The 20,750-nt window shown below is 67.8% G+C and carries 16 protein-coding genes; 14 read left to right on the top strand and 2 right to left on the bottom strand.

Features of this window, described 5'->3' with window-relative positions; all coding sequences use genetic code 11:
* The first annotated feature begins 97 nt into the window (after positions 1 to 97).
* From dnaE to clpA, 3 genes are all read left to right on the top strand, one after another.
* Positions 98 to 3,631, top strand: a complete 3,534-nt coding sequence (gene dnaE / locus ACAM51_RS01875) for a DNA polymerase III subunit alpha (protein WP_369642566.1) — start codon at positions 98 to 100, stop codon at positions 3,629 to 3,631.
* A gap of 107 nt (positions 3,632 to 3,738) precedes the next feature.
* Positions 3,739 to 4,107, top strand: a complete 369-nt coding sequence (gene clpS / locus ACAM51_RS01870) for an ATP-dependent Clp protease adapter ClpS (RefSeq protein WP_029414237.1) — start codon at positions 3,739 to 3,741, stop codon at positions 4,105 to 4,107.
* Positions 4,108 to 4,164: 57 nt separating this feature from the next.
* Complete coding sequence (gene clpA, locus ACAM51_RS01865) at positions 4,165 to 6,513, top strand: ATP-dependent Clp protease ATP-binding subunit ClpA (protein WP_218294829.1); 2,349 nt, start codon at positions 4,165 to 4,167, stop codon at positions 6,511 to 6,513.
* A 152-nt stretch (positions 6,514 to 6,665) separates the two neighbouring features.
* On the opposite strand, the gene ACAM51_RS01860 is transcribed toward clpA, so the two are convergent.
* Positions 6,666 to 7,799: a lytic murein transglycosylase gene (locus tag ACAM51_RS01860; protein WP_369643910.1), complete on the bottom strand. Its 1,134-nt coding sequence runs from the start codon at positions 7,797 to 7,799 to the stop codon at positions 6,666 to 6,668.
* Positions 7,800 to 8,264: 465 nt separating this feature from the next.
* Here ACAM51_RS01860 and sbcB point away from each other — a divergent pair, with 465 nt between their 5' ends.
* From sbcB to ACAM51_RS01830, 6 genes are all read left to right on the top strand, one after another.
* Positions 8,265 to 9,710, top strand: a complete 1,446-nt coding sequence (gene sbcB / locus ACAM51_RS01855; protein ID WP_369642565.1) for an exodeoxyribonuclease I — start codon at positions 8,265 to 8,267, stop codon at positions 9,708 to 9,710.
* Positions 9,711 to 9,852: 142 nt separating this feature from the next.
* Positions 9,853 to 11,100 (top strand): cystathionine gamma-synthase family protein, encoded by a 1,248-nt coding sequence (locus ACAM51_RS01850; RefSeq protein WP_369642564.1) that lies wholly within the window; start codon positions 9,853 to 9,855, stop codon positions 11,098 to 11,100.
* Between the two features lie 29 nt (positions 11,101 to 11,129).
* Positions 11,130 to 12,449 (top strand): protein kinase, encoded by a 1,320-nt coding sequence (locus ACAM51_RS01845; RefSeq protein WP_218341140.1) that lies wholly within the window; start codon positions 11,130 to 11,132, stop codon positions 12,447 to 12,449.
* 342 nt (positions 12,450 to 12,791) lie between these two features.
* Complete coding sequence (locus ACAM51_RS01840; RefSeq protein ID WP_369642563.1) at positions 12,792 to 13,283, top strand: hypothetical protein; 492 nt, start codon at positions 12,792 to 12,794, stop codon at positions 13,281 to 13,283.
* A 93-nt stretch (positions 13,284 to 13,376) separates the two neighbouring features.
* On the top strand, positions 13,377 to 14,000 hold the full coding sequence (locus ACAM51_RS01835) for a superoxide dismutase (RefSeq protein WP_369642562.1): 624 nt from the start codon (positions 13,377 to 13,379) through the stop codon (positions 13,998 to 14,000).
* Between the two features lie 67 nt (positions 14,001 to 14,067).
* Positions 14,068 to 15,012: a ZIP family metal transporter gene (locus tag ACAM51_RS01830; protein WP_218341144.1), complete on the top strand. Its 945-nt coding sequence runs from the start codon at positions 14,068 to 14,070 to the stop codon at positions 15,010 to 15,012.
* A 182-nt stretch (positions 15,013 to 15,194) separates the two neighbouring features.
* Here the strand turns inward: ACAM51_RS01830 and ACAM51_RS01825 are convergent, their stop codons facing one another.
* Complete coding sequence (locus ACAM51_RS01825) at positions 15,195 to 16,424, bottom strand: nucleoside recognition domain-containing protein (RefSeq protein ID WP_218341145.1); 1,230 nt, start codon at positions 16,422 to 16,424, stop codon at positions 15,195 to 15,197.
* A gap of 239 nt (positions 16,425 to 16,663) precedes the next feature.
* Between ACAM51_RS01825 and ACAM51_RS01820 the strand changes: the two genes are divergently transcribed.
* The 5 genes from ACAM51_RS01820 to ACAM51_RS01800 all read left to right on the top strand — a co-directional run bounded on the left by ACAM51_RS01820 (position 16,664) and on the right by ACAM51_RS01800 (position 20,695).
* A complete protein-coding gene (locus ACAM51_RS01820; protein ID WP_218294839.1) occupies positions 16,664 to 17,377 on the top strand; it encodes a YebC/PmpR family DNA-binding transcriptional regulator in 714 nt (237 codons plus the stop codon).
* Positions 17,378 to 17,440: 63 nt separating this feature from the next.
* Positions 17,441 to 17,740, top strand: coding sequence for a DnaJ domain-containing protein (locus ACAM51_RS01815; RefSeq protein ID WP_369642561.1), 300 nt, complete (start codon positions 17,441 to 17,443; stop codon positions 17,738 to 17,740).
* Positions 17,737 to 18,315 (top strand): hypothetical protein, encoded by a 579-nt coding sequence (locus ACAM51_RS01810; RefSeq protein WP_218294841.1) that lies wholly within the window; start codon positions 17,737 to 17,739, stop codon positions 18,313 to 18,315. The genes ACAM51_RS01815 and ACAM51_RS01810 overlap by 4 nt, the downstream gene beginning before the upstream one ends.
* 150 nt (positions 18,316 to 18,465) lie before the next feature.
* A complete protein-coding gene (locus ACAM51_RS01805) occupies positions 18,466 to 19,230 on the top strand; it encodes a hypothetical protein (RefSeq protein WP_218294842.1) in 765 nt (254 codons plus the stop codon).
* 169 nt (positions 19,231 to 19,399) lie between these two features.
* The gene (locus tag ACAM51_RS01800; protein WP_369642560.1) at positions 19,400 to 20,695 is read left to right on the top strand and encodes a hypothetical protein; all 1,296 of its coding nucleotides are present in this window, start codon (positions 19,400 to 19,402) and stop codon (positions 20,693 to 20,695) included.
* Positions 20,696 to 20,750 lie beyond the last annotated feature (55 nt).

Raw genomic sequence — 20,750 nt, 5'->3', positions numbered from 1 at the left:
GGCACGGAAAGGCATTGTACCGGCGGCCGTCCCTGTCAAGAGGCGCCGTGCGGCTGGCTTTCGTGGCGAGGCGCGTGGGGCTTTCTACAATGCTCCCATGTTTGTTCACCTGCGCCTGCACACCGAGTTTTCCGTCGTCGACGGTACCAATCGAATCGATGAGGTGGCCAAGGCCGCCGCCAAGGACGGCCAGCCCGCGCTGGCCATCACCGATCTCAACAACCTTTTTGGCGCGATCAAGTTCTACAAGGAGGCGCGGGGCAAGGGCGTCAAGCCCGTCCTGGGGGCCGAGATCTTTCTGGAGGGCGAGGCGGGCGCAGCGCCCTCGCGCCTCATCGTGCTGGTGCAGAACCGCCAGGGCTACCTCAATCTGTCCGAACTGCTGGCGCGCGCCTGGACGCGCAATGTCGTCAAGAACCTGGCGCTGTGCACCTGGGACTGGCTGCAGGAGCTTTCGGAGGGGCTGATCGCCCTGGCCGGGGCACAGGCAGGGCCCGTGGGGCAGGCCCTCCTGAAGGGGGATGAGTCGGGCGCCGCCCAGGTGGCCTTGCGCCTGGCGGGGCTGTTTCCACACCGGTTTTACATCGAGTTGCAGCGGGCGGGCCGCGTGGACGATGAAAGCCACGTGGTGGCCGCGGCGCAGCTGGCGGCGCGCCTGAGCTTGCCCGTGGTGGCGACGCATCCGGTGCAGTTCGCCACGGCGGACGACTACGAGGCGCACGAAGCGCGCATCTGCATCGCTGAGGGCGAGATCCTGGCCAATCCGCGCCGCGTGCGCAAGTTCACGCGCGACCAGTACTTCAAATCCTCCGCGGAGATGGAGGCGCTGTTTGCGGACGTGCCCTCGGCCATCGCGAACACGGTGGAAATCGCGCAGCGCTGCAACCTCACCCTGGTGCTGGGCAAGCCGCAGCTGCCGGACTTTCCCACACCCAACGGCATGCCGATCGACGAGTATTTCGGGCTTGCATCGTTCGATGGCCTGGAGGCGCGGCTGAAACTGCTGTTTCCCAAGGAGGTCGAGCGCGACCAGCAGCGCCCGCGTTACGTGGAGCGGCTGGAGTTCGAGATCGGCACCATCCTCAAGATGGGCTTTCCGGGTTACTTCCTCATCGTGGGGGACTTCATCCAGTGGGCCAAGGCCAACGGCTGTCCCGTGGGGCCGGGCCGGGGCTCGGGCGCCGGCTCGCTGGTGGCCTATGCGCTCAAGATCACCGACCTGGACCCGCTGCAGTACAACCTGCTGTTCGAGCGCTTCCTGAACCCCGAACGGGTGTCCATGCCCGACTTCGACATCGACTTCTGCCAGTCCAACCGCGACCGGGTGATCGACTACGTGAAGGACAAGTACGGCAAGAACGCGGTGAGCCAGATCGCCACCTTCGGAACCATGGCCGCCAAGGCGGCCATCCGCGACGTGGGCCGGGTGATGGACATGAGCTACATGTTCTGCGACGGCATCTCCAAGCTGGTGCCGGGCAAGCCCGGCATGTCGTACACGCTGGCCTACCCGCCCGAGGTGAAGAAGGAAGGCGACAAGAACAACTACGCGCTGGAACTGGAGCCGCAGCTGTACGAGCGCGTGCAGAAGGAAGAGGACGTCAAGACCATCATCGAGATGGCCCAGAAGCTCGAGGGCATGACGCGCAACATCGGCATGCATGCGGGCGGGGTGCTGATCGCGCCGGGCAAGCTCACCGACTTTTGCCCGCTATACCAGCAGCCGGGCAGCGAATCGGCCGTGAGCCAGTACGACAAGGACGACGTGGAGGCCATCGGCCTGGTGAAGTTCGACTTCTTGGGCCTGGCCACGCTGACCATCCTGGAGATCGCGCGCGAATTCATCATGAAGCGCCACAAGGGGCAGGAGAACTTCACGTATGAAGCCGTCCCGCTGGACGACGGGCCCACCTACCGCCTGTTCTCGGAAGGCAAGACCGAGGCGGTGTTCCAGTTTGAAAGCCGGGGCATGCAGGGCATGCTCAAGGAGGCGCGCCCCAGCCGGCTGGAGGATCTGATCGCGCTCAACGCGCTGTACCGCCCGGGCCCCATGGACCTGATCCCCAGCTTCGTGAACCGCAAGCACGGCAAGGAGGTCGTGGAATACCCGCACCCGCTGGTGGAAAAGGTGCTCGCCGAGACCTACGGGATCATGGTGTACCAGGAGCAGGTGATGCAGACCGCCCAGGTGCTGGGGGGCTACAGCCTGGGCGGCGCCGACATGCTGCGCCGCGCCATGGGCAAGAAGAAGGCCGAGGAGATGGCCGAGCACCGCGAGATCTTCCGCAAGGGGGCCGCCGAGAAGGGCATTGGCCAGGAGAAGGCCGACGAAGTGTTCGACCTGATGGAGAAGTTCGCCGGCTACGGCTTCAACAAGTCGCACGCTGCCGCGTACTCGCTGCTGGCGTACCACACCGGCTGGCTCAAGGTGCACTTCACGGCCGAGTTCTTCTGCGCCAACATGACCGTGGAAATGGACGACACCGACAAGCTCAAGGTGCTGTTCGAGGACGCGCAGAAGATGGGGCTCTCGTTCGAGCCGCCGGATGTCAACCGGGGCTTCTACCGCTTCGAGCCGGTGACCGACAAGATCATCCGCTACGGCCTGGGGGCCGTCAAAGGCACGGGGCAGCAGGCCATCGAAGCCATCGTGGCCGCGCGCGAGGGGCGGGGCGAGGGGCCGCAAGGCTCGACCACCGGCCCCTTCAAGAGCCTGTTCGACTTCTGCGTGCGGGTGGACCGGGCGCGCCTGAACAAGCGCACGGTGGAGGCGCTGATCAAGGCGGGTGCGTTTGACTCGCTCCACCTCAACCGTGCCTCCCTGGTGGCTTCCATCGACCGCGCGTTCGATTTTTCGGCGGCCACGCTGGCCAATGTGAACCAGGGGGGGCTTTTCGACATGATGGGCGACGACGCCCATGGCTCGAGCACGCAGGAGCCGGATCTGGTGGATGCCATGCCCTGGGGCATCAAGGAGCGGTTGACGCAGGAGAAAACGGCGGTCGGCTTCTACCTCTCCGGCCATCTGTTCGACGAAGTCGCCACCGAGGTGCGGCGCTTCGTGCGCACCTCCATCGACGAGCTGCTGGACAGCCGAGAACCCCAGGTCCTCGCCGGGATCATCAGCGACTTCCGGGTGATCAATGGCCAGCGCGGCAGGCTGGGCCTCTTCCGCCTGGACGACAAATCCGGTGTCATCGAAGCCTCCGCGGACGAGGCACTGCTCAACACCTACCGCAACCAGCTCAAGGAAGACGAGTTCGTGGTGATGATGGGCCGCCTGCAGCTGGACCATTTCAGTGGCGGGCTGCGCGTGAAGGTGCAGCAGGTCTGGGATCTGGCCGGGGCGCGCTGCCGCTTCGGCAAGTATCTGCATGTGCTGGTGGGCGACAAGGGGCCGGATGTGCCCCGGCTGGTGCGGGAATTTCCCGCCCGCCGCGAGGAGATCGCGGAGGGCGAACTGGTCCATGGCCTGCGGGTGCGCATGGGCGTGCGCTGCGTGGCGGGCGACGCGGCGGCGGTCGCGGAGCTGCAACTGGGAGAAAGCGCCCGTTTCTATCCCACCGACGCGGCGCTCGCGGCCTGGACGGCCCAGGCTGGCAGCGGGTCCGCCACCGTGGTCTACGAATAGGGCGGGCCCGCGACACCAAAGAGTGAATATCCGGCGCGCCATAGCTTGAAAAAAACAGGATCAACGTCAGATTTCTCTCACGGCATCACCCCGCGCGGATCGCTAGAATGATTTTCATGGCAACAAAACCACCTTCACCCCCCACCGCGCCGCCCGTGACCCGGCCAGCGCGGGATGATGGCGGTTCGGTCGTGCTCGAAAGACGCACACAAAAGACCCAGCCGCCCCAGATGTACCAGGTGGTCATGCTCAATGACGACTACACCCCCATGGAGTTCGTCATCGTGGTGCTGCAGGAGTTTTTCAGCAAGGACCGCGAGCAAGCCACCCAGATCATGTTGAAGATCCACCTCGATGGCAAAGGCGTCTGCGGCGTTTACTCCCGCGATGTGGCTGCCACCAAGGTGGAACAAGTGCTTGACGCCGCCCTCAAGGCGGGCCACCCACTGCAATGTGTCAGTGAGCCTGTTGAATAACAGGTTTTTGATCCCGATCTACAGTTATCCCTTCCACGCAAGCACAAAGGAGTTCACATGATTGCCCAGGAACTGGAAGTCAGCTTGCACATGGCCTTTGTTGAGGCCCGTCAGCAGCGCCACGAGTTCATCACCGTGGAGCATCTGTTGCTTGCATTGCTCGATAACCCCAGCGCAGCGGAGGTGCTGCGCGCTTGTTCTGCCAACATCGATGATCTGCGTTCATCGCTGGCGAACTTCATCAAAGACAACACGCCCCAGGTGGCTGGCACCGACGAGGTGGACACGCAACCCACGCTGGGCTTCCAGCGTGTGATCCAGCGCGCCATCATGCACGTGCAGTCCACGGGCAATGGCAAGAAGGAAGTCACGGGCGCCAACGTGCTCGTGGCCATCTTCGGCGAGAAGGATTCCCATGCCGTGTATTACCTGCACCAGCAGGGCGTGACGCGGCTGGACGTGGTCAATTTCATCGCCCACGGCATCAAGAAGGGCGAGCCGCCAGAGCCCGCCAAGGCGGAAAACCAGGCCGAAGGCGAAGAGGGCGGTGGCTCCGAGCGCAACGAGAAGGCCTCGCCGCTGGAGCAGTTCACCCAGAACCTGAACCAGGCCGCCAAGGAAGGCAAGATCGATCCGCTGATCGGGCGCCACTACGAGGTGGAGCGCACGATCCAGATCCTGTGCCGCCGCCGCAAGAACAACCCGCTGCTGGTGGGCGAAGCCGGCGTGGGCAAGACCGCGATCGCCGAGGGCCTGGCCTGGCGCATCACGCAGAACGACGTGCCGGAGATCCTGGCGGAGGCCACCGTGTACTCGCTCGACATGGGCGCGTTGCTGGCGGGCACCAAGTACCGGGGTGACTTCGAACAGCGCCTCAAGGGCGTGCTCAAGTCGCTCAAGGACAAGCCCAATGCAATCTTGTTCATTGACGAGATCCACACGCTGATCGGTGCGGGCGCCGCGTCGGGTGGCACGCTGGATGCCTCGAACCTGCTCAAGCCGGCGCTTTCGAGCGGCCAGCTCAAGTGCATCGGCGCGACGACCTTCACGGAGTACCGCGGCATCTTTGAAAAAGACGCCGCGCTGTCGCGCCGCTTCCAGAAGGTGGACGTGGTGGAGCCCAGCGTGGCCGAAACCATCGACATCCTGAAGGGCCTGAAGTCGCGCTTCGAAGAGCACCACAGCGTGAAGTACGCCGCGGCCGCGCTGCAGGCCGCCGCCGAGCTGAGCGCCAAGTACATCAACGACCGCCACCTGCCCGACAAGGCCATCGACGTGATCGACGAGGCGGGCGCCGCGCAGCGCATCATGGTGCCGAGCAAGCGCAAGAAGACCATCGGCAAGGCCGAGATCGAGGAGATCGTCGCCAAGATCGCGCGCATTCCGCCGGCCAACGTCTCCAACGACGACCGCGGCAAGCTGCAGACGCTGGAGCGTGACTTGAAGAGCGTGGTGTTCGGCCAGGACAAGGCCCTGGAAGTGCTGGCCAGCGCGGTCAAGATGGCGCGTTCGGGCCTTGGCAAGGGTGACAAGCCCATCGGCTCGTTCCTGTTCAGCGGCCCCACGGGCGTGGGCAAGACCGAGGCGGCCAAGCAGCTGGCCTACATCATGGGCATCGAGCTGATCCGCTTCGACATGTCGGAGTACATGGAGCGCCATGCCGTGAGCCGCCTGATCGGCGCGCCTCCAGGTTATGTCGGTTTCGACCAAGGTGGTCTGCTGACGGAAGCCATCACGAAGAAGCCGCACGCGGTGCTGCTGCTCGACGAGATCGAGAAGGCGCACCCGGACATCTTCAACGTGCTGCTGCAGGTCATGGACCATGGCACGCTGACGGACAACAACGGCCGCAAGGCCGACTTCCGCAACGTGCTCATCATCATGACCACGAACGCCGGCGCCGAGACCATGAACAAGGCGACGATCGGCTTCACCAACCCGCGCCAGGCGGGCGACGAGATGGGCGACATCAAGCGCCTGTTCACGCCCGAGTTCCGCAACCGGCTGGATGCCATCGTCAACTTCAAGGCGCTCGACGAGCAGATCATCCTGCGCGTGGTGGACAAGTTCCTGCTGCAACTGGAAACGCAGCTGGCGGAGAAGAAGGTGGAAGTCACTTTCACCGACGCCCTGCGCAAGCACCTGGCCAAGAAGGGTTTCGATCCGCTCATGGGTGCGCGGCCGATGCAGCGCCTGATCCAGGACACCATCCGCCGTGCGCTGGCCGACGAGCTGCTCTTCGGCCGCCTGACGGAAGGGGGCCGCCTGACGGTCGACATCGAGCTCAAGACCGATGACAAGGGCGTGGAAACGTCCGAGGTGCTGCTGGACATCCAGCCCTTGCCCAAGAAGGAGCGCTCGGCCAAGTCCGAACCTGCCGAGCCGGAAGAGGCCACGGCGGACTGACACGCGGCGGCGGCCGCCGCCCTGGCCGCGCGCGTGCCGGCCAGGTAAAAGCCCACGGTGTATGCCGTGGGCTTTTTTTTGGCCGGATTCGCGGAAGCTTGCGCTTTTCGCGCTGTCCGTGGGGGCGTGCAGCCGGGCGGGGCCCTGCGGGGTCAGGGCGCCTGCAGGCGCTGCAGCATCTCCAGGGTGGGGTAGCCGTCCGCCACGCTGCCGGTGCTGCGCTGGAAGGCGCGCAGCCCTGCGCGGGTGGCGGGGCCCATCACGCCGTCCGGGGTGCCGGCCGCGAAGCCCTTGCGGTTCAGTGCCTCCTGCAGGGCCTGCAGCTGGGTGCGCGACAGGGGCTCCAGGTCGCGTGGCCAGGGCGCGGCGATGGGGCCGCCCCCGCCGATCTGCTGGGACAACAGTGCGACCGCCAGGGCGTAGTTGACGGAGTTGTTGTAGCGAAGAATCGCCCGGAAGTTCGCCCCCACCAGAAAGGCGGGCCCGCGCGCTCCGGCAGGGGTCGCGATGGAGGCCGCGCCCAGGGGGGGCAGCGGCTGGCCCCCTGGCGCGCGCACGCCCTCGGCCTCCCATTGCGCGCTGGTCTGGCGCACCGCCGGGTCCGCGCGCGCGTGGTCGAAGGCCGCCGGCAACTGGACCTCGGCGCCCCAGGGCTCGCCGGATTGCCAGCCCGAGCGGGACAGGAAGTGGGCGGTGGATGCCACCACGTCCGGGATGCTGCCCCAGATGTCGCGGTGTCCGTCGCCGTCGGCATCCACGGCGTAGGCCAGGAAGACGGAAGGAAGGAACTGCGTGTGTCCCATGGCGCCGGCCCAGGAACCCAGCATGCGCTCCGCCGGGATGTCGCCCTGGTCCACGATGCGCAGCGCCGCGAGCAGCTCCGCCTGGGCCCAGGTGCGCCGGCGCCCTTCGTAGGCCAGCGTGGACAGCGCGTCCACGGTGCGAAACGTGCCGAAATTGCTGCCGTAGTTGCTCTCCATGCCCCAGATCGCCGTGATGAGGGTGGCCGGCACGCCGTAGCGGGCGGCGGCCGCCTCGAGCGCGGCGCTGTGTTCGGCCAGCTTGGCCTGGCCCTGGGCGATGCGCTGCGGGGAGACCGCGTTGTCGAGGTAGGACCACGGCGTGCGGGTGAATTCGGGCTGCGCGCGGTCCAGTTCCACCACGCGGGGCTGCCATTGCGCCTGGCCCAGCACGCTGCGCACCGTGCCGGGCTGGATGCCGGCCTCCAGGGCCTGCGCGGAAAAGGCGGCGCGCCAGGCGGCGAAGCCCGCTGCGTGGTCCACCATGTCGGCGGCGGGGCCGCCGGGGGAGGATGCGGGGGTGTCCGGGCCGGTTGCAGCGGGGGGCGCCACGCGGGCGGCTGCCGCCTGCGGCGCCGCCGCCGTCCCTGCGCCGGGGCGGTGGGTGGGGGGCGGGGCGGCGGCGCAACCCGCCAGCGCCAGGGCGGCAGTCCAGGCCGCCAGCGGGAGCCGGAGCGGGGACGCGAGGGAGATAGGGCGCCGCAAGAACGGGAAAGGTGCTCGGTGGGTGCTGTGCATGCGCCATTGTCCCGTGCCGCGGCGCGGGTGCCGGGCCACAGGTGTATCACGGCGTGAAGCGGCCGCGGAGGCGGTGGCCTTCGATTACTACTATTTTGATAGCTGTCAGCGCTTGAACGGTATGCGCTGCGGGCTAAAAATGCCTGCAAATCAGGTTACAGTTCGCTGTTTCCCCTGCCTTGTTCCCGTCCCGCCCCTGCTTGCCCACCGACCATGGCCCCCCACACCTTCCTCTGGCACGACTACGAAACCTTTGGTGCCAACACGCGCCGCGACCGGCCCGCGCAGTTCGCGGCCATCCGCACCGATGCCGAGCTCAATGAAATCGGCGAGCCGCTGATGTTCTATTGCCAGCCTGCCAGCGACTACCTGCCGGATCCGCAGTCCTGCCTCATCACCGGCATCACGCCGCAGCTGTGCCTGGAAAAAGGCGTGCCCGAGCACCAGTTCGCTGCCCGCATCGAGGCCGAATTCGCGCAGCCCGGCACCATCGGCGTGGGCTACAACACCATCCGCTTCGACGACGAGATCACGCGCTTCATGTTCTGGCGCAACCTCATCGATCCGTACGCGCGCGAATGGCAGAACCAGTGCGGGCGGTGGGACCTGCTGGACGTGGTGCGCATGACGTACGCGCTGCGGCCCGACGGCATCCAGTGGCCCCGGAAGGAGGACGGCTCGCCGAGTTTCAAGCTCGAGCATCTCTCGAAGGCCAACGGCCTGGTGCACGAGGCGGCGCACGATGCGCTGTCGGACGTGCGCGCCACCATTGCGCTGGCGCGGCTCATCCGCGAGCGCAACGCCAAGCTCTTCGACTTCGCGCTCTCGCTGCACAAGAAGGACCGCGTGGCCGCCGAGCTTCGCCTGCCGGCCACCGCCATCACGGCCCGGCCGTTCCTGCACGTCTCGGGCATGTTCCCGGCCGAGCGCGGGTGCCTGGCCGTGATGTGGCCGCTGGCCAGCCATCCCACCAACAAGAACGAACTCATTGCCTGGGATCTCTCCCAGGATCCGGCGGCCCTCGCCACCATGGGGGCCGACGAGATCCGCCTGCGCATGTTCAGCAAGGCCGACGCGCTGCCCGACGGCGTGACGCGCCTGCCGGTCAAGACCATCCACCTCAACAAGTCGCCCATGGTGGTGGGCAACGTGAACACGCTCACGCCCGCGCTGGCGCAGCGCTGGGGCATCGACCTGGCCCAGGCCGCCCAGCATGCCGAGGTGGCCCGCGGCCTGCCCGACATGAGCGGCATCTGGCCCGCCGTGTTCGCCCGCCCGCCCGAGGCCACGCCCGATGTGGACCAGGACCTGTACGGCGGCTTCGTCGGCAACAACGACCGCCGGCTGCTCAACGACCTGCGCACTATGAGCGGCGAGAAGCTGGCCCGCTCCCGCGCCGCGTTCGACGACCCGCGCCTGGCCGAGCTGCTGTGGCGCTACCGGGCGCGCAACTTCCCCGCTACGCTGTCGCCTGAAGAAGCGCAGCAGTGGGAGGCGCACCGCGCGGCCTGCTTGTTCGACGGGCAGGGCGGGGCACGTACGGTGGAGCAGCTGTTCACCGAAATCGACACGCTGTCGGAGACCGCCGAAGACGACCGCACGCAGGACATCCTGGGGGCCCTGTACGATTACGCGGAGCACATCGCGCCGGAGAGGTGACTCCCCCTGAGGCGCTGCGCGCCTTCCCCCCTGAGGGGGACGCACCCGGTGGCCTGGCGAAGCCAGTTCCACGCGTGCACTGGTATGGGGGCGCGCCGGTTTTTGGGCGCCAGTGCCTTTCACATAGACATCGCTTCTTGTTATGACGACACCGCAGACCAACCATTTCACGACCGAGATCCTGCACGCCGACCGCCAGGGCGGCGCGGAGCATGGGGCCATCCACAAGGCCATCCACACCTCGGTCCAGTACGGCTACGACAAGGTCGAGGACCTGATCGCCGTGTTCCAGGGCACCGCCAAGGGCGGCTTCAACTACGCGCGGCAGGGCACGCCCACCACGGCGGCGCTGGAGGCCAAGATCACGCAGATGGAAAAAGGGCAGGGCACCATTGTGTTCGCCACCGGCATGGCGGGCATCTGCGCGATCTTTCTCACGCTGCTCAAGGCGGGCGACCACCTGGTGGCCAGCCAGTTCGTGTTTGGCAACACCAACAGCGTGTTCGGCACGCTGGCCGACCTGGGCATCGAGGTGACCCTGGTGGACGTGACGGACGCAGCCCACGTGGCCGCCGCGGTGCGGCTCAACACCCGCATGGTGTTTGTCGAGACCATCGCCAACCCCGGCACGCAGATCCCCGACCTGGACGGCGTGGGCACGGTCTGCCGCGAGCGCGGCCTGCTGTACGTGGTGGACAACACCGTGGCGTCGCCCTACCTGTTCCGCGCGTCCACGGTGGGCGCGGGGCTGGTGCTCAACTCGCTCACCAAGAGCATCGGCGGGCAGGGGGCGGCGCTGGGCGGCGCGGTGACCGACACCGGCCTGTTCGACTGGAGCACGTACCCCAACATCTTCGCCCCCTACCGCAAGGGCGACGCCAAGGGCTGGGGCCTTCAGCAACTGCGCAAGAAGGGCCTGCGCGACATGGGGGCCACGCTGTCTTCCCACGCCGCGCACCAGATCGCGCTGGGCGCTGAAACCCTGTCGCTGCGCATGGACCGCACCAGCGCCACGGCCCTGGCCCTGGCGCAATGGCTGGAGCAGCACCCGGCGGTCTCGCGCGTGCTGTACCCCGGCCTGCCGTCGCACCCCCAGTACGCGTTTGCCCAGAAGCACCTCAAGGCCGGTTCGTGGCTGCTGTCGTTCGAGCTGCGCGACCCCGGGCAGTGCCTGCCCGTGTGCAACCGGCTGCAGCTGCCGATCAAGGCCACGGGCCTGGCGGACACGCGCACGCTCATCATCCCGGTGGCCCACACCATCTTTTGGGAGGCCGGCCCGGCCGTGCGCGCCGCCATGGACATCGCCGACAGCATGATCCGGCTGTCGGTCGGGCTGGAAGAGGTGGAAGACCTGCTCGCGGACTTCGAGCAGGCCCTGGCCGGCTGCTGAGGCGGCACCCCGCAACCTGTCAGCGCGCCATGGCCACCACCACCTCGGCCCCGCCCGCCAGCATTGGCAAGTACCGCATCGAGCGCGAGCTGGGCCGGGGCGCCAGCGGCATCGTGTTCCTGGGGCTGGACGGTTTTCGGGGCCGCAAGGTGGCCATCAAGCAGACCCACGCGCACCTGCTCAGGCAGCCCGAGCAGGCCGAGCGCTACCGCAAGCTGCTGCGCAACGAGGCCGCCTTGTCCGGCCGCCTGCGCCACCCCAACATCGTGCGCCTGCTCGATGCGGACGAAGAGGCGCTGCCGCCGTACCTGGTGCTCGAATACGTCGACGGACAGCCCCTGTCGGCGTTTGCGACGCCCGACGCGCTGCTGCCCGTGCCCCAGGTGCTGGACATCGCGTTCAAGTGCTGCAACGCGCTCGAATACGCCTACCGCGAGGGCCTGGTGCACCGCGACATCAAGCCCGCCAACCTGATGCTGGCCCAGGGCGGCGACGTCAAGCTCACCGACTTCGGCGCGGCGCTGTCGCTGCGCAGCGATGCCACGCAGCTGTCGGGCCTGGTGGGCTCGCCGTCGTACATGTCGCCCGAACAGGTGCGCGAGCAGGACCTCACCCACCACAGCGACATGTTCTCGCTGGCCGTGGTGGTGTACGAACTGCTCACCGGCCGCCGCCCCTTCGACGGCGACACGGATTTCGCGACCCTCTACAAGATCGGCAACGAAGCCCCCACGCCGCCCAGCCTGCTGCGCGCCTCGCTGCCCGGCCATGTGGATGACGTGCTGCTGCGCGCCCTGGCCAAGCAGCCCGCAGACCGCTTTGCCACCTGGCAGGATTTCGCCCAGGCCCTGCTCGCCGCCCACCAGGGCCTGCCGCGCCAGCGCTCGCAGGACACCGAGGCCGAACGCTTCGCGCGCCTGCGCGCACTGCCGTTCTTCGCCGACTTCCACGACGTGGCGCTGTGGGAGCTGATGCGCCTGGGCAGCTGGCGCCGGCTGGAGCGGGGCACCGTGCTCATGCGCGAGAACACGCCTGGCGACTCCTTCTGCATCCTCATCGAGGGGCAGGTGGCCGTGAGCCGCCAGGGCTGGACCCTCAGCACTCTGGGCCCGGGCGTCACCCTGGGCGAGATGACCTACCTGCGCCCGGAGAACAGGAAGCGCACCGCCACCGCCGTGGCAGAGACCGAGGTGCTGGTGCTCAAGGTGCGCAACCCGGCGCTGCGCGGAGCGTCGGAAGACCTGCAGTCGCACTTCGACAAGGCGTTCATCAAGCTGCTGGTGGGGCGGCTGATTGCCACCAGCGAGCAGCTGGCGGAGTGGGAACAGGGCCTGAGCGGGCCGGAGTGAGGCCGCCGCTCATCGCACCGCTGGTTCCCGCGCCGCGCGCCAGCGGCAGGCGCGCAAAAGGGACCGGGGTCGAAGCAGCAGGGGCGAAAAATGCATGGCAAACAGTGGTGGAACGATGGAGGGGGCCGGGCGGTGTCTCTGACGGCACCACGGCGGCGACGGGTTGAGCGTAGGCGGAGTGCGGGCGGCGGATTGACTGGCTATCCCGCCGGCCTTTGACCCGGCGTTTCCGGGATGGCGTCCCATCTCGACAATATGAATGAGAATCAGTATCATTTAAATGCCTGAGTACGCCACACCCGTCCACCGCAAAAGGCTTGTCCCTCTTCAAGGAGCATTGCCATGGACACCGGCGTACACACCAACTCCCACCAGAGCGCAGCCGTGCACCACGCGCCCGCCACGCTGGCGCGGTGGCAGCATGCCGTGCAGCGCGCACGGGCAGCGCAGCAGACGGGCCAATGGCGCATGGCGACTGCCTATCAGCACCAGGCCCTCGCGTTGTCGCTGCGGCTGCTGGAGCACACGCCGCCACCGGGGCGCGAGGACGACTGCGTGGCAGCGGTCGTGGTCTCGCACCTCAATGTGGCCGACCTGCGGGTGCAGGCGGGCGCCGTGGACGACGCCACCCAGATCCTGTGCCGCGCCCATGCCGTGCTGCTGGGCCTGATGGCCGATGCACGCCACGGCGCGGGCCTGCAGCAGGCCGCGTGGCGCCACAGCCGCGAAACCCATGCCGCCTTGCTGCGCCATGTGCAGGCCCATGGCGCGCACCCGTCCGTCACGCAGGCCCTGGCCTCGGCCCATTTGGCCCACGGCCCGGGGCCGCACTGAAGGGCGTGCCGCTTCCTGGCCGTGGGGTGCCATGGCCCGAAAGACGACGCGCTCCGGCCTTTTTATCCACTCCGTTTCCGATCCAAGGACACCATGCCCCATACCTTGCCCGCCTTGCCCTATGCCTATGACGCGCTCGAGCCCCACATCGATGCCCGCACGATGGAGATCCACCACACCCGGCACCACCAGACCTACATCAACAACCTGAACGCCGCGCTGGAAGGCACGCCGCACGCCCACCTGTCCATCGATGAGCTGGTGGCGCGGCTGGTGCTGCTGCCCGAGAACCTGCAGGGCCCGGTCCGCAACAATGGCGGCGGCCATGCCAACCACAGCCTCTTCTGGAGCGTGATGTCGCCCCGGGGCGGCGGCCAGCCCCAGGGAGAGCTGGCGCGGGCCATCGATACGGATCTGGGCGGGTTCGGCGCCTTCAAGGAGGCCTTCACCAAGGCCGCGCTCACGCGCTTTGGCAGCGGCTGGGCCTGGCTTTGCGTGACCAAGGCGGGCCAGCTGGTGGTGGAAAGCACGGGCAACCAGGACAGCCCGCTCATGGCGGGCCCGATGTCGGGCCACACGCCCGTGCTGGGGCTTGATGTGTGGGAACACGCCTATTACCTGCAGTACCAGAACCGGCGTCCCGAATACATCGCCGCGTTCTACAACGTCATCGACTGGGCCGAGGTGGCCCGCCGCCATGCGCTTGCCCGGGCCTGACGGGCCATCGCGCCCGCTCCACCACCCGCATTCTGAAAACCGCCCCCCGACAACCCCAGGAGCCGCCATGCAGACCCCGTCCGCTTCCACCCATACGGTTCTCGAACCGCTGGCGCGTTCCGCCTCGGCGGCCCGCCGCGTCGCCACCCTGCGTGGGCGGCAGTGGCTCGGGCTGGGCATCGTGCTGCTTGGCATCGTGGCGGGCTCGGCGCAGGCATGGGCCTGGATCGCCGGCCAGCCGGTGGTGCTGGGTGCGCTCTGGGCCGGCCTGGCGGCAGCGCTGGCCACGGCGCTGGGCACCGCGCCGGTGCTGCTCTCGCAGCGCCTTTCCGAGCGCACGCAGGACACGCTGTTCGGCTTCGGCGCGGGCGTGATGCTCGCCGCCTGCTCGTTCTCGCTCATCATCCCCGGCATCCAGGCGGCACGCGCGGGCGGCGCCGGTGCCTGGGCGGCCGGGGGCACGGTGGGGGCGGCCATCCTGCTGGGCGCGCTGGTGCTGCTGATGATGGAGCGGCTGCTGCCGCACGAGCACTTCATCAAGGGCGTGGAGGGCGGGCAGGCCTCGCGCACGCTGCGGCGCACGTGGCTGTTCGTCTTCGCCATCGGGCTGCACAACCTGCCCGAGGGGCTGGCGATCGGGGTGGCCTACGCGGGCGGCGATGCCCTGCGCGCCAGCGCCCTGGCCACCGGTATCGCGATCCAGGACGTGCCCGAGGGCCTGGTGGTGGCCGTGGCGCTGCTCGCCGCAGGCTACCGGCGCTTGCTGGCCGTGGGGCTCGGGATGGCCTCCGGGCTGGTGGAGCCCGTGGGCGCCGTGCTGGGAGCCGCCGTGGTCAGCTACTCCGCAAGCCTGCTGCCCTGGGGGCTGGGTTTCGCGGCCGGGGCCATGCTGTTCGTGATCAGCCACGAAATCATCCCCGAGTCGCACCGCAAGGGCCACGAGGCCTGGGCCACCGGCGGCCTGATGCTGGGCTTCGTGATCATGATGCTGCTGGATACGGCGCTGGGGTGAATTTTGCTATCGAATTAATAGCTTTTGGCGCTTTCCTGTCAAGGGGGAGGCGCCGATTTGATCCGTAGTGCAGGGAATGCAGGACTGGCACCGCCCCCGCTGCCTCCGCCCGGCGCGGTCCGCACCCGTGCCACCGCGAAGCCGGCTTGCCGGGGCCAAGACATGCCGGGGGACCTTTTTCCCTACCCAAAGAACCGGTAGCACACCACGATGGCCGCCACCACGCCCGCCAGCTCGGCCAGCAGCGCGCAGCTGACGGTGTGGCGGGTGCGCTGGATGCCCACCGCGCCGAAGTACACCGCCAGCACGTAGAAGGTGGTCTCGGTGCTGCCCTGGATGGTGGCCGCTGCCAGCGCGGCAAAGCTGTCCACGCCCTGGGCCTGCATGGTCTCGATGAGCATGGCACGCGCGGCGCTGCCGGAGAATGGCTTGACCAGCGCGGTGGGCAGCGCATCGACGAACCGGGTGTCCGCGCCCAGCACCTGCACGCACCAGCGGATGCCGTCGAGCACATAGCCCAGCGCCCCCGATGCCCGGAACACCCCCACGGCGCACAGCATGGCCACCAGGTACGGCAGCAGGCCCTTGGCCACATCGAAGCCTTCGCGCGCACCCTCGATGAAAGCCTCGTACACGGCGACCTTGCGCCAGGCGCCCAGGGCCACGAACAGCACCACCAGCATGAACAGCGTGAGGTTGCCGAGCAGGGAAGACAGCTGCGACAGCGCCGCCGCGCTCAGCGTGGTCAGGAGTGCCATGAAACCGCCGAGCACCAGCGCCACGGGCAGCAGGTAGGCCAGCACCACGGGGCTCCACAAGGGCAGGCGCTGCACCACCGCCACGCTGAGCAGGCCCACGAGGGTGGATGCGGACGTGGCCAGCAGGATGGGCAGGAAAACGAGTGTCGGGTCGGGCGCGCCCTGCTGCATGCGGTACATGAAGATCGTCACCGGCAGCAGCGTGAGCGAGGAGGCATTGAGCACCAGGAACAGGATCTGCGCGTTGGTGGCGGTCTCTGGCTCGGGGTTCAGCTCCTGCAGGGCTTTCATGGCCTTCAGGCCCATGGGAGTGGCCGCGTTGTCCAGCCCCAGCGCGTTGGCCGCGAAGTTCAGCGTCATGAGACCCAGGGCCGGGTGGCCGCTGGGCACGCCGGGCATGAGGCGGCGGAACAGCGGCGCCAGCCAGCGCGCGAGGGCGTCCACGATGCCCGCCTTCTCGGCGATGCGCAGGAAGCCCAGCCAGAGCGTGAGCGTGCCGAACAGCAGCACCATCACCTCGACCGAGAGCCTGGCCATGGCGAACAGCGCCTCGACCATGGCGGCGAAGATCTGCGCGTTGCCCGCCACGAGCCACTGCGCCAGCGCCGCCACCGCGGCGGTCAGGAAAAAGCCCAGCCACAGGGTGTTGAGCATCAGGGGGTACCGGGAAGAGTGGGGGGATCAGCCTGCATGCCGCCAAGGTTACCCGGCTTGCCGCGCAACACCCGCCGATACCGTGGCTGGCAGGCAACGGATGGGTCAGTGGTACCCTATAGGGTTCGGTTTACCGCCGTGCGGGGGCTTTGGGAAGCGCTTTTCCCGCGCCTGCGGGGTCCGCACCACACATCCTCAGGCGCCTGGCGCGCCGCAACACCAACGAAAAGAGATCCAACATGGGCGCGCAGTGGAAAGCAAAAGGCAAGGCACAGGTGGCGGATGCCAAGGGCAAGCTGTTTGGCAAGCTGGTCAAGGAAATCACCGTGGCCGCGCGCGGCGGCGCCGATCCGGCCAGCAATGCGCGCCTGCGCCTGGTGGTCGAGCAGGCCCGCAAGGCCTCGATGCCCAAGGACACGCTGGAGCGCGCCATCAAGAAAGGCTCGGGTACGGGCGCCGACGCGGTCAACTACGAGCGCGTGATCTATGAAGGCTTCGCGCCCCACCAGGTAGCGGTGATGGTCGAATGCCTGACCGACAACGTGAACCGCACCGCGCCCGAGATGCGCGTGCTGTTCCGCAAGGGCCAGCTGGGCACTTCGGGATCGGTGGCCTGGGACTTCAACCATGTGGGCATGATCGAAGCCGAGCCCGCCACGCCCGATGCCGACCCCGAACTGGCTGCCATCGAGGCGGGCGCGCAGGATTTCGAGGCTGGCGACGAGGAAGGCACCACCACCTTCTGGACCGACCCCACCGACCTGGACCTGGTGAGCCGCGCGCTGCCCGCCCATGGCTTCAATGTGCTGTCGGTCAAGCTGGGCTACAAGCCCAAGAACCCCGTGAATCCCGCCAACCTCTCGCCCGAGCAGCTCGAAGAGGTCGAGAACTTCCTGGCGGCCATCGACTCCAACGACGACGTCCAGAACGTGTTCGTGAGCCTGGGCGGCTGATGCCGGTGCGCCGGCTTCGCGGCCGGGCCCGCTCCCTGCATCGCCCTCGCAATTGACTTGTCCATGACCGCAGACCATTACGCAGCCCTCGGGGTGGCGGCCAACGCGTCGCTCGCCGACATCAAGAAGGCCTTTCGCCAGAAGGCGTCGTTCTACCACCCGGACCGCAACGACGCGCCCGACGCCGCCCAGCGGTTCCAGGCCGTGCAGAAGGCCTACGAAGTGCTGTCGGACGACACCGCCCGCCAGGCCTACGACGACAACCGCCGCCGCAACCTGCTGGACGACCCGCTGCAGACCGCGCAGGAGATCTGGCAGGCCTACTCCTCGCGCATCCTTTCCTCTCCTTCTTCCGCTTCGTGAAACTATCTCCCTACTTCTACGATCTGCGCTCCGCCTACCAGGCCGAGCTGGATGACCTGGTCTCCGACTCCGAGGGCAAAGACGTCCTGCGCAAGCGCCTGGCGGAAAAGCGCAACGAGATCGCCTTTCTGGTGCAGATGATGGAGCTGGCCCCCGAGATGGTCGCGGTGGTCTTTCACCATGGCTTTCGCTTCACCAAGCCCGGCGCGGTGGAGCACCTGCTGGGCCTGCCGGTGGACGAACTGCCCGACTGGCACAGCCTGGCCCATGCCGTCACGCTCGAGCCCTGGGCCCAGAGCCTGGCGCAGACCGTGCTGCGCGAGCCGCAGGGCGCCCGGTTCATGGCGGTGGCGGCCGGGCTCGAGTACCTGCACCTGCATGCCCGCATGGCCCCCGCGGCGCACGCGGCCGAGGGCGACGGCGACCAGGGCGAAGACGCTGCGGATGCGGCGGAACACGATGACGATTTCAGCGCTCTGAGCGCCGACGACGCCGTGGACCCGCAAAACAGCCGCACCCGCGAGGAAGCCAGCTCCAACTGGCTGGCCGATGTGGGGTTCGACAGGAAGGACTGAGGCCCTCCCGAGGCGCTGCGCGCCATCCCCGCGAGGGGGCCGCCTGCTGCGGACCGGCCACGCCGGACCAAGGCAAGGCGGCGCTGGCGACGGCGGCGCGCCAGTTTTTAGCGGTCTGCGCCCGGCGCAGCGACACACCAAGGAATACGCATGAGCAGCAACAACACCCACCTCGCCCTGATCACCAGGACCACCAGCCTGATCGCGGCCGGCGACATCGTGGGCGCCGAGTCGGCGCTGGCCGAGCTGGCCGATACCGACGGGGACGGCGCGCTGATGGTGGTGCTGGACCAGCTCGCGCCCAAGGACATCCTGGCCGTGATGCGCGAGTACGACGACTCCAAGGCCTCGGTGGTCAACCTGCTGGTCACGCCCGAGCAGTTCGCGCGCGCGATGGTGCTGGAAAAGCAGTACAAGGACCTCACGCACACGCACCTGCGCAACATGGTCAATGCCGTCATCTTCCGCGACGACGCCGATCCCGTCGAGTTCCTCACGGCCATCGGCGACCTGGAAGGCGGCGCCGAGGCACTGGCCAACTACTTCGCCGAAAAGTGGAGCCGCATCGAGGCCTTTGCCCGCACCGGCACGTTCGACGCGGTGGAAGACTACGGCCCCACGCTGACCGACGACGAACTCCTCGCCTCGGGCTATGTGCAGCCGCGCATCGACCAGGACGAGGTGGCGGACCGCGACTGGATGCAGATGGCCTGGCTGCTGCGCTACGAGTGCCGCGACCTGTTCATCGAAACCTTGCTGGTGCTGCGCGCCAAGGCCCGCGCCTTTGACCTGGGCCTGGAAGAGGGCGACGAATCGCCCGCCGAGGAAGACGACGGCAAGTTCGAAACCAGCGAAACCGACCGTGGCAAGGCCACGCCCGCCGCCCGCACGTCCGACGAAGAATCCGCGATTTAGATGACAACCCCCTGTGGCGCTTCGCGCCTTCCCCCTTCTCTCGAATGGCTGCGCCATTCGGGAAGGGGGACACCGCCAGCGCGGCGGGGCGGCCCTTGCGCGGTGGTTCTGGCCTGGAGCGTGCCAGTTTCATGGCCCACGAGCACTGCGAAGCGCGATAGATACTGATATGACTGTGCCCAACACGCCTTCTTCAACGACTGACAAGATTGCAGCCGCCAACGCGCTGCAGCTCCACGACGCCCGCCCGTTCTTTGAAAAGGCGCTGGCGCATGGTGTCCAGCATGGCGTGCTGGGTGCCGAAAAGCTCGCGGCCATCAATGCCGATGCGCCCAAGGGCATGGTGCAGATCGCGCGCTACTTCGGCAGCGAATTCTTGCGGCCCGAGCTGGAGAAGGCGCGCGACCGCATGGTCAACCTCATCAGCCTGTACCTGCTGGACACCACCGGGGGCGACCTGCACGAGGCCGCCATCTCGCTGCGCGACCATTCGTTCCTGTCGCGCTCCAAAGGTGGCTCGGACATGCTCAAGCGGCTGATTGCCATGCCCGAGAGCAGCAATTTCGGCATGGCCGGCTATGCCGATGCCGAAACCCCGTTGCTGGCCGTGTGGTCGCTGCGCAGCCACGCCGACTACCGGGCCGAGCTGGCGCGCCGCACGCAGATTGCGCAGGCCATCCGGGCCGCCCAGTGGCTGGCCGGGCAGTTCGACCTGGACCCCGACGAGCTGGAAGCCGCGGGCGCCGACGCGGAAGCCGTCATCCGCGCTGGCTTGCTCATGGTGGCCCTGGCGCCCAAGGCCATGGACCTCGGCGAGTGGCCCAACACCGTGTCGTTCGAAAAAGTGCTGATGGCACAGCGCAAGAAGAAGCTCGCGCCGCCCGTGCAGCTGCGCCTGCCTGCCGGCTTGCCTGCCGAACTGCGCGAGGTGGTGCAGGCGCATTGCGCCAGCGTGCTGGCCGACCTGCCCAAGCTACTCGACGCGGCCACACCGGTGCGCACGCTGCTGCGCCCCACCGGCGCTTTCCGCGCGCGCTACTTTCTGCTGGACGACCCCTTGGCCGAGGTGGACAACTTCCACCGCAGCCTGGATGCGCTGGAGGAGGGTGAGGAACCCCCGCTTCCCGCGAGCAAGACCTGGACGAGAACGGTGCAGGGCAACGATGACGAACATTCGCTGCTCACGCTGTGCCTGTGCCTGGCGGCCGGGGCCCCCAAGAAGACGCTGCTGACCGAGAAGACCGCCGCGAGCCTCGTCCGAAAGATCCGCAAATCGGGCCTGCAGCCCGCGCTGGCGGCCGACTTCATCCGCGCCCATGCGCCCGGCGTGCACCAGCAGGACTACATCGCCCTGTGGACCGGCTTCGTGCAGGACGCGGAAAAGACCCTGCTCAGCGACATGGACTACCAGATGCACGACGCCCTGGCACTGCTGCGCCGGGAGTGCAACGTGGTGGGCGACTGAGCACCAAGGAAGAGGTGGCCGGCCGCGGCCTGGGGCATGGGCGCTGGCACCGGCG

This window comes from Acidovorax sp. A79 (assembly GCF_041154505.1).
Classification (GTDB): domain Bacteria; phylum Pseudomonadota; class Gammaproteobacteria; order Burkholderiales; family Burkholderiaceae_C; genus Acidovorax.
The sequence above is the reverse complement of the archived record's forward strand: the minus strand, read 5'-3'. Positions and strand labels throughout refer to the sequence as shown.